The sequence below is a fragment of the uncultured Winogradskyella sp. genome (assembly GCF_963975125.1).
Lineage (GTDB): Bacteria > Bacteroidota > Bacteroidia > Flavobacteriales > Flavobacteriaceae > Winogradskyella.
Genome location: NZ_CAXBGB010000106.1, coordinates 1 through 8,441, shown reverse-complemented (window position 1 = coordinate 8,441; position 8,441 = coordinate 1). Strand labels below are relative to the sequence as shown.

General features: G+C 33.1%; 5 protein-coding genes. 1 reads left to right on the top strand and 4 read right to left on the bottom strand.

Features of this window, described 5'->3' with window-relative positions:
• Position 1 precedes the first annotated feature (1 nt).
• From AAC053_RS12730 to AAC053_RS12715, 4 genes are all read right to left on the bottom strand, one after another.
• On the bottom strand, positions 2-532 hold the full coding sequence (locus AAC053_RS12730; protein WP_339757294.1) for a porin family protein: 531 nt from the start codon (positions 530-532) through the stop codon (positions 2-4).
• 106 nt (positions 533-638) lie between these two features.
• Positions 639-1,544 (bottom strand): exopolyphosphatase, encoded by a 906-nt coding sequence (locus tag AAC053_RS12725; RefSeq protein WP_339757291.1) that lies wholly within the window; start codon positions 1,542-1,544, stop codon positions 639-641.
• Between the two features lies 1 nt (position 1,545).
• Positions 1,546-3,600: a polyphosphate kinase 1 gene (ppk1, locus tag AAC053_RS12720; protein ID WP_339757288.1), complete on the bottom strand. Its 2,055-nt coding sequence runs from the start codon at positions 3,598-3,600 to the stop codon at positions 1,546-1,548.
• Positions 3,600-4,085 carry a histidine phosphatase family protein gene (locus tag AAC053_RS12715; RefSeq protein WP_339757284.1) on the bottom strand — a complete coding sequence of 162 codons (486 nt, stop codon included), beginning with the start codon at positions 4,083-4,085 and terminating at the stop codon, positions 3,600-3,602. Before AAC053_RS12715 ends, ppk1 begins: the two co-directional genes overlap by 1 nt.
• 379 nt (positions 4,086-4,464) lie before the next feature.
• Between AAC053_RS12715 and AAC053_RS12710 the strand changes: the two genes are divergently transcribed.
• Positions 4,465-8,441 (top strand): Ig-like domain-containing protein (locus AAC053_RS12710; RefSeq protein ID WP_339757281.1); only part of this gene is annotated, 3,977 nt, incomplete at its 3' end.

The window sequence follows — 8,441 nt, the reverse complement described above, 5'->3', positions numbered from 1 at the left end:
TTTAGATTTTAATACCAAATCCAAATTGCATTACATGATTCTTAGCTGTAACATCCGTTAAATCTTTATCTAAAACATTAGAGAATCCATAAGAGAGTCTTGCATCTACAAATAATTCATCTGTAATCATATATTCTAAACCAGCAACACCAGAAAAAGCAAAAGTTGCGAATGCATCTTTAAATTCCCACGTTTTTATAGCAACTTGCGGTCCTGCTCCTATTGTTAAACGGTCTGATACAGATAACCTTAATAATATTGGTAGCTGAATATAGTCAGCTCTAATAGATTCATCCTTACCACCTTCTGCAGACCATTGTAATTCTGTAAAAAGAGAAACATCTTCTGTTAAACCGAAATCTACAAAACCTCCAAAAGCAAAACCGTTACGATGTTGGTTCTCGAATGTAGCATCTGGATCAAAGTCTAAGTTAGATACATTAAGGGCCCCTCTTACACCATATCTAATCTCTTGAGACATAGAAACAGTTGTAAAACAAGCAAATAATAAAGCAAGTAAATAATTTTTCATAATATTTAATTTGAGACGGCTAATATAATTTTAAATTCTAAAATTTCTTGCAATTTATAGTTTTTTATAAAAAATTGCTAGGCAAAAACTACAGTTCAGATGATTACTAAACTACTATGCTAGATACAGTTTCATAATACATACTTTTTATAATACCATCTGATAGTCCTATTTTTGGCACATAAATATCTTTTGCACCACTCCATTTCATTGCAGAAAGATAAACACGTGTAGCCGGAATTATAACATCTGCTCTATCTTCATTTAAGTTTAACTTTGTTATTCGTTCTTCAAAAGAGAAATCTTGAAGCATCTTGTAATAACTTGCCAAATAGAAATACGTCAGTGATTTGCTTGGGTCTTTACCAGAAATTTTAAATATTTTATTTATGTTTCCACCAGAACCAATCAATTCTATCTTATAATACTGTTTGGTGTTTTCTTTAACCCATCGTTCTAATTCTATCCATATCTCATTTTTAACCATGTCATTTAATAATCTTACTGTACCTATTTTAAAAGACTTAGATTTTACCTTCTCACCATTATGAATTATTGAAAATTCGGTACTTCCACCACCTACATCTACATAGAGGTACGTTCTATTTGGGTCTATAAAAGTATTCAAATCTGTTGCTGCAATAATAGCTGCTTCTTCCTCACCATTAATAATATCAATATTTATACCACAGGTTTTGAATATTTTTTTGGAGAGTGACTTACTATTATTCGCCTCACGCATTGCAGAAGTGGCACAGGCTTTATAACGAGCTACTCCATGAGATTTCATTATTAGACTAAATGCCATCATCGTATCTACCATACGCTCTTGGTTATATTCGGATATTTCTCCGTTTACAAACACATCTGCTCCTAATCTTATTGGCACACGGACCAATGAATTCTTTTTAAAAACAACCGATTCACCATCTTGTTCTATGATGTTAGAAATTAATAATCTTACGGCATTCGATCCGATATCTATAGCTGCGTATTTTTGTATTTTCAGCATCTTATCCTTCAAATTTATTTAGGTAATACTTATATGTTTCATATTGCGCTCTTACTTTAGCTCCATCGTTTTTTCGATAAGAATTGTCTTGAGTTTCGTTAATAACACGAGCTTTTACGTTATCATTCCAGCAGATATTATATAAATCTTGCAATTCATTTTTTATATCTACATTATAAATTGGGCAACTAACCTCTACTCTATTGTCAATGTTACGAGTCATCCAATCTGCCGAAGATATATACATTTTAGGATCATCGTTATTAGAAAAAATATACAAACGTGTATGTTCTAAAAATTTGTCAATAATACTTATAACTTCAATATTCTCACTCATTCCTTTAACACCTGGCACTAAACAACAAAGACCTCTAACTATCATTTGTATTTTTACACCAGCTCTGCTTGCTTCATATAACTTATCTATCATTTTATAGCTACTAATGCTATTCATTTTTAGTTTTATATAAGTCGGTTTTCCGTTTTTAGAATTTTCAATTTCATCATCAATTAAAGCGAACAACTTAGATTTTGTATAGTGTGGCGATGTAATTATATGCTTATATCGATTGATTTTATAATTGACTTCCAAAAAGTTAAACACTTTATTAATATCCTTAAGAATCTTAGAATTTGCAGTTAAAAGTGTGAAGTCTGTATAGAATTTAGCAGTAGATTCATTAAAATTACCAGTACTTACAAATCCATAACGTACTAATTTGTCATTCTCTTCGCGTTCTATAACACACATTTTGCAATGCACTTTTAGACCTGAAACTCCAAATAGCATCTTTACACCAGCATCTTGCATCTGTTCAGCATAATTTATATTAGCTTCCTCATCAAAACGAGCTCTAAGCTCAATAGAAACAGTAACTTTTTTACCATTTTTTGCTGCATTAACGAGTGAACTTGCAACATGAGATATCTGTGCAAGCCTATAAATAGTAACCTTTATAGTTTTTACTTTTGGGTCTAACGCAGCTTCTCTCAAAAACTTAACGATATAAGAAAAGGTATGGTATGGTGCATAAACTAGGTAATCTTTTTTAGCAATAGTTTTAAAAATACTTTTTTGCAAGCTTAAACCCTTAACAGGTAGTGGTTTAATTTTGTCATAAAGTAAGTCAGTTCTTCCTAAACTAGGAAAACCCATGTAATCTCTACGATTATGATAGCGACCACCTGGTATAATACTATCGTTATCATCGATCTCCATACGTTCTAATAAAAACGCTAATGTGTCTTTATCGATGCTTTTATCGTGTACAAAACGCACAAGATCTCCACTTTGTCTATCTTTTACACTATCTGATAATTTATCGATAAAGCTTTTACTTAAATCACTATCAAAATCTAGTTCACCATCACGTGTAATCTTAATCATATGAGCCGTTATTGTCTCATAATTAAAAATATTAAAGATTTCATCTAAACAATGACGCATTACATCATCTACCATAATGATATAGTTGGCATTATTCTTAAGCGGCAGCACAATAAAGCGATCCATCGCTTTAGATATTTCTATAAGCGCATACTGATCATCTCCATTAGAATTAGACATCTTTATAGTTAAATAAGCAGCGCTATCCTTTAGTTCTGGTAATTCTATCTCTTCATTTAATACAATGATAACTAATGCCGGACTTATTTCTTGGTAGAAATAATTCTTTATAAACTCGTGTTGATCCGTGTCTATCTCCGTTTCGTTAATAATGTGAATGTTTTCGTTTTTTAATTCTTCATCAATGGATTTTAGAATCCCCAAACTTTCACTTTGTTGATCGATGACTATCTTCGTTATTTCTTCTAAAAGATCACCAGCTTTTATACCACCTAATTCACTTTTACCTCCTTTACCTGCTTCAAAAATTCGTTTTACAGTAGCGTATCTTACTTTGAAAAATTCATCTAAGTTATTCGAAAATATCCCTAAGAATCTTAGACGCTCTATTAAAGGAACATTTTTATCTGCCGCTTCTTGAAGCACACGAGCATTAAATTGCAACCAACTTAACTCTCTATTTATATATCTATTTTTATCTTTAGTCATTATTTTAATTCCTTAGGAATAAGTATTAACTCGGTTTGCCCTTGTTTGATGTCTGCCCAATTATTGGTATCAAAATTAATTTTCACTAATCCACTTGTAGGAAGATTATCGATAAAAATACTACCAAAAATATTAGAAATAGAGGTAAAAGCATGATTGTGCCCAAAAATCATTATTTCATCGTATTCATCAGATAAATTTTTTACAAAATTTATGACACTTTCACCTCCGAAATCATATAAATCTTCAACAATCTCAATAGATTTTTCTGGAAAATTAAGCGATTTAGCAAAGATTTTACACGTACTCAAGGCTCTTTTTGCTGGGCTAGAAAAAATATGTTTAGGAGTTTTATTCTGCTTTATAAATTGATTAACAACTAACTTAGCATCGTGCTTACCTCTTATTTTCAATGGTCTTTCACGATCTGTGACGTCATATTCCCATGACGATTTTCCATGCCTTACAAGTACGATTGTTCTCATGCTCTATCGATTAAATGCGTTTTTTTTCGATAAAATGTTGCATAATTCCGTTTTAACGGTTAATTTGCCCCTTTTAACCCGAATGTTTGTTTATGATTTTTGTTATCAGTTCTTTTGTTTTGTAAAATTAATGTAAATGACCCCAAATCAAAAATATATTAATCCGTTATATATTTCATTTCCGTTAGTAATACTTCCCTCTATTTTAAACAAAAAACAAATAACAATATTATTAAAGAACGAATAGTCTATCTGCTATAATTTAATCTATAGTTATAGAATCTAATGTTACTTAGCAATATCGTAAACATTATATGTTATTATGTACAGTATGAGAAATAAATACAATTGTATTTCTGTCGTAAGTATAACAAGAGCTATGATTATAGTTCTATTCGTTATTTTACCAAACTTGCTATCTGCCCAGCAATCGCCCTCTATACAAAATGGAGTGACATTTCAGTGGTCAGATACGCAAGCAAATCTTAACCAAGCTGCTACAATTCAATCTGTAACAATAGGTGGTGTCGTTTATAATACTTTTGTTGTACCTACGAGCTATGAAATGACTAGACTTGGTCCAGACGGACATCATCCAAATAGAATATTAGAAAATGGTACCTATGTAGGTGGTAATAGTAGTACTGCCAATTGGAATACTAATGCTACCAGCGCTTTTCAAGATAAAAACTTAAACCACTATTTTACAGCTAACCCTAACGGTCAAAATATTTGTACGAATTTTGGAGCCATACAAAATACAGACGCACAAAAACAGACTATTTTTTATAGTCCCGCAATCCCATCAAATCAAGATGGTGTGTTAGCGGTTACTGAAAGAGGTGCAAATAACTGTTTTTATGTTGAAATCTGGGGAATTCTTGCAGGAGGAGGCCCAGAACAAAAATTAGGTGAAACTTTTGTTAGAAACAGTGGAGACTATCGAAATTGTACATTTGGACCACCTGTAAATGGTTCTGATTATTGGAAATCTGGTCGCTGTAACGAAAATAGACAAACCGTTGGTATTGCCTTATTCTATCTAAGCGATATTGCTCCAGTAGGATCTAGTATTACAAGAATTGAGTTTGTCGGTGCTACAAGAGATCATGGAGATGGTAAATTCTTTTTACTACAGAAATATGCTGTTGATCAACAGAATATTAACTGTATTGATACAAAATACAATGGTGATTTAAGCATCAATAATAATGTGCCAGATAATTCAACGTACAGTATTGTATCTGGTCCAACACCAGCTGGTCAATCTTTTTCTTTAAATTCTGACGGGACATATAACTATATTCCAACTAATGGATTTATAGGCAATGTTACTTTTGAATACGAAGTATGTTTACCTGCACCCAATACTTCCGTATGTGACAGAGCTAATGTTACATTAAGTTTTGTTGATTTACCACCCATTCCAGAAGCTAATATTAGTTGTAGTGCATCTAATGATGATTTCACAGTTTCGGTAACAAATCCTATTGGAATAAGCGGTGAATTTGAATATGCTCTAAATAATGGGACTTATCAAAATTCTCCTAATTTTAATAATTTAACAGAAGGTTCATATATCCTATCTGTTAGAAGTACTTTCACTACCTGCGAAAATATGAATACAGTTGCTTTCGTTTTAGATAATCTAGAACTTACAGGAACAGTTACCAATGTATTATGTAAACTAGAAAATACTGGTGAAATAGATATAACACCTTCTGGTGGTGCACCACCTTACACCTTTTCTTGGAGTAACTCAACAACTTCAGAAGATTTAAATGGCCTTGTTAGCGGAACTTATACAGTAACAGTTACTGATGCTAATGGATGTACAATTACTGATGATTTTACTGTTAATGAACCTACAGACGCTTTAGCTTCAACTATCACATCTACTACTGATGTTTTATGCAATGGAGGTAGTACTGGTGAAATTGATTTATCGATTAGTGGTGGTACAGCTCCATATACAGTTTTATGGAATAACGGATCAACAAGTCAAGATTTATCTGGTATAAGTACAGGGAATTATAGTGTAACCATAACAGATGCTAATGGATGTACAACAACGAATCAAGCAACAATAACACAACCAAGCAATGTTTTAACGGCTTCATTAACAAACCAAACTAATGTAGATTGTAACGGAAATTCTAATGGTAATCTTTCAGTTGAAGGGTCTGGTGGTACACCACCTTACACATACTCAATAGATGCTGGAGCAACAGATCAATCCAATGGATTATTTGAAAATTTAAGTGCTGGTACTTATGCTATTCTTGTAACAGATTCTAATAATTGTAATACAACGGTAAATGTATCTATTACGCAACCAACTGCTTTAGGTATTTCAATATCTAATGTAAATAATGTTGAATGTTTTGGTGAAGCTACTGGTGACATAACTATTGGAGTTACTGGAGGTACGCAACCATACTCATACTCATGGAGTAATTCTTCGATGAGCCAAAATTTAAATGATGTTATAGCTGGTACTTATACGGTAAACGTTACTGATGCAAATGGATGTTCAATTTCAACAAACGCAACAATAACTGAACCATCAACTCCTTTAAGCATTAATATTAGTAAAGTTGATGCCAATACAGCTCAAGGCTGTACAAATGGAGAAGCTACAGCAGATGTTTCGGGTGGTACACCTCCTTATACATATCAATGGAGTGCTTCTGCTAGTAATCAAACTAATGCAAATGCAACCAACCTTCCTGTTGGAAATCATTCTGTTACAGTAACAGATGCTAACGGTTGCCAACTTACACAAAGTGTTATCATTGTATGTGTTAATACTTGTGATGCACAAATTACAATCGGAACTATTACTAATATACTTTGTGTTGGTGATGCTACTGGATCTGGTACAGTAACAGCTAGTTCTAATGCAAATCCTGGTGCGACTTTTACATTTACATGGAGTAATGGTCAAGTTGATTCTGGTGTTACTTCTAGTACTTTAAATACAGTCACAGCTGGTGTTTATGATGTTAGTGTAACTATAGAAGGTACTGTGTGTCAACCTGTAGAAGAAACAATTTCTATAACTGAACCAATAAATGCGCTAAATATAACTGCAACATCAACTGATGAGCTCGGTCCAAGTACAGGTGACGGAACTGCTAGTGCAGCAGCAACTGGTGGTGTAGAACCTTATACTTACTTGTGGTCACCAGGTGGTGAAACAACTCAAAATATTTCTAATTTATCTGCTGGAACATATTCAGTTACTGTAACTGATGCCAACGGATGTACAGATACTGCTACAATTGTAGTAAACCCAGGTACATGTAATAATTTATCCATTTCTGGTACCTCAACTGCAGTTGTTTGTAACGGTGAAAGTAACGGAAGTGTTACTGCTGTCGTTTCAAATGGTGTTGGTCCATTTACTTATTCATGGGATTCATTGCCAGACACAACATCGAGTGTCACAGGCTTACCAGCAGGAAGCTATACTGTAACTGTAACTGACCAAACAACATTATGTACACAGAGTACAACTATTACTATAAATGAACCTAATGCGTTAAGTACAGGAATAGCTGTAACAAATATATTATGTAATGGTGATAGTACTGGATCTGTAGATTTAACAGTTAATGGAGGAACACCTCCTTATACTTATCTATGGAATACTGGTGCAACTTCTGAAGATTTAGTAAACGTTATAGCAGGAACATATTCAGTTACCATAACTGATGCAAATGGATGTACAGCAACAAATCAATCTACGGTTTTAGAGCCAACTGTTAAAGTTTCTGGTTCTATAACTCAAGTAACAAATGTTGAATGTTTAGGCGAAAATACAGGTAGCCTAACTGCAGTAGGTTCTGGTGGAATTCCACCATACACCTACTCTATTGATAATGGTACTACAACGCAAACCAACGGCTTATTTGAAAACTTAACAGCAGGAAATTATACAGTTCTTGTTACTGATGCCAATGGATGTACATTTAATATTGATACAACTATAGGTACCGATGATATCGAAAATCCAGAAATAACAGTACCAGCAACAATTACTATTGAAGCTTGTGCAGCTACAGATATTACAAATGTAAATGCTGTGTTTTCATATAGCAATACACAATCTGGTGATATACAATCTACATTTGCATCTAATCCAGATTATAATGCTTCTGATGATTTTAACATTCAGTCAATAACTTATATCGATGTTATAACATCAACTAATAACTGTCCGATTACAGTTTTAAGAACATTTACGATTACCGACAATTGTAATAATACTGCTATTGCAACGCAAACAATTACTGTAGAAGATACAACACCTCCTACTCTTTCTCTTCCTGCTGATGTCACTATTGAATGTAC

Excerpts from the sequence above, each read along its gene's own strand:
- AAC053_RS12730 (WP_339757294.1), bottom strand. The coding sequence starts at position 532 with ATGAAAAATTATTTACTTGCTTTATTATTTGCTTGTTTTACAACTGTT.
- AAC053_RS12725 (WP_339757291.1), bottom strand. The coding sequence starts at position 1,544 with ATGCTGAAAATACAAAAATACGCAGCTATAGATATCGGATCGAATGCC.
- ppk1 (WP_339757288.1), bottom strand. The coding sequence starts at position 3,600 with ATGACTAAAGATAAAAATAGATATATAAATAGAGAGTTAAGTTGGTTG.
- AAC053_RS12715 (WP_339757284.1), bottom strand. The coding sequence starts at position 4,085 with ATGAGAACAATCGTACTTGTAAGGCATGGAAAATCGTCATGGGAATAT.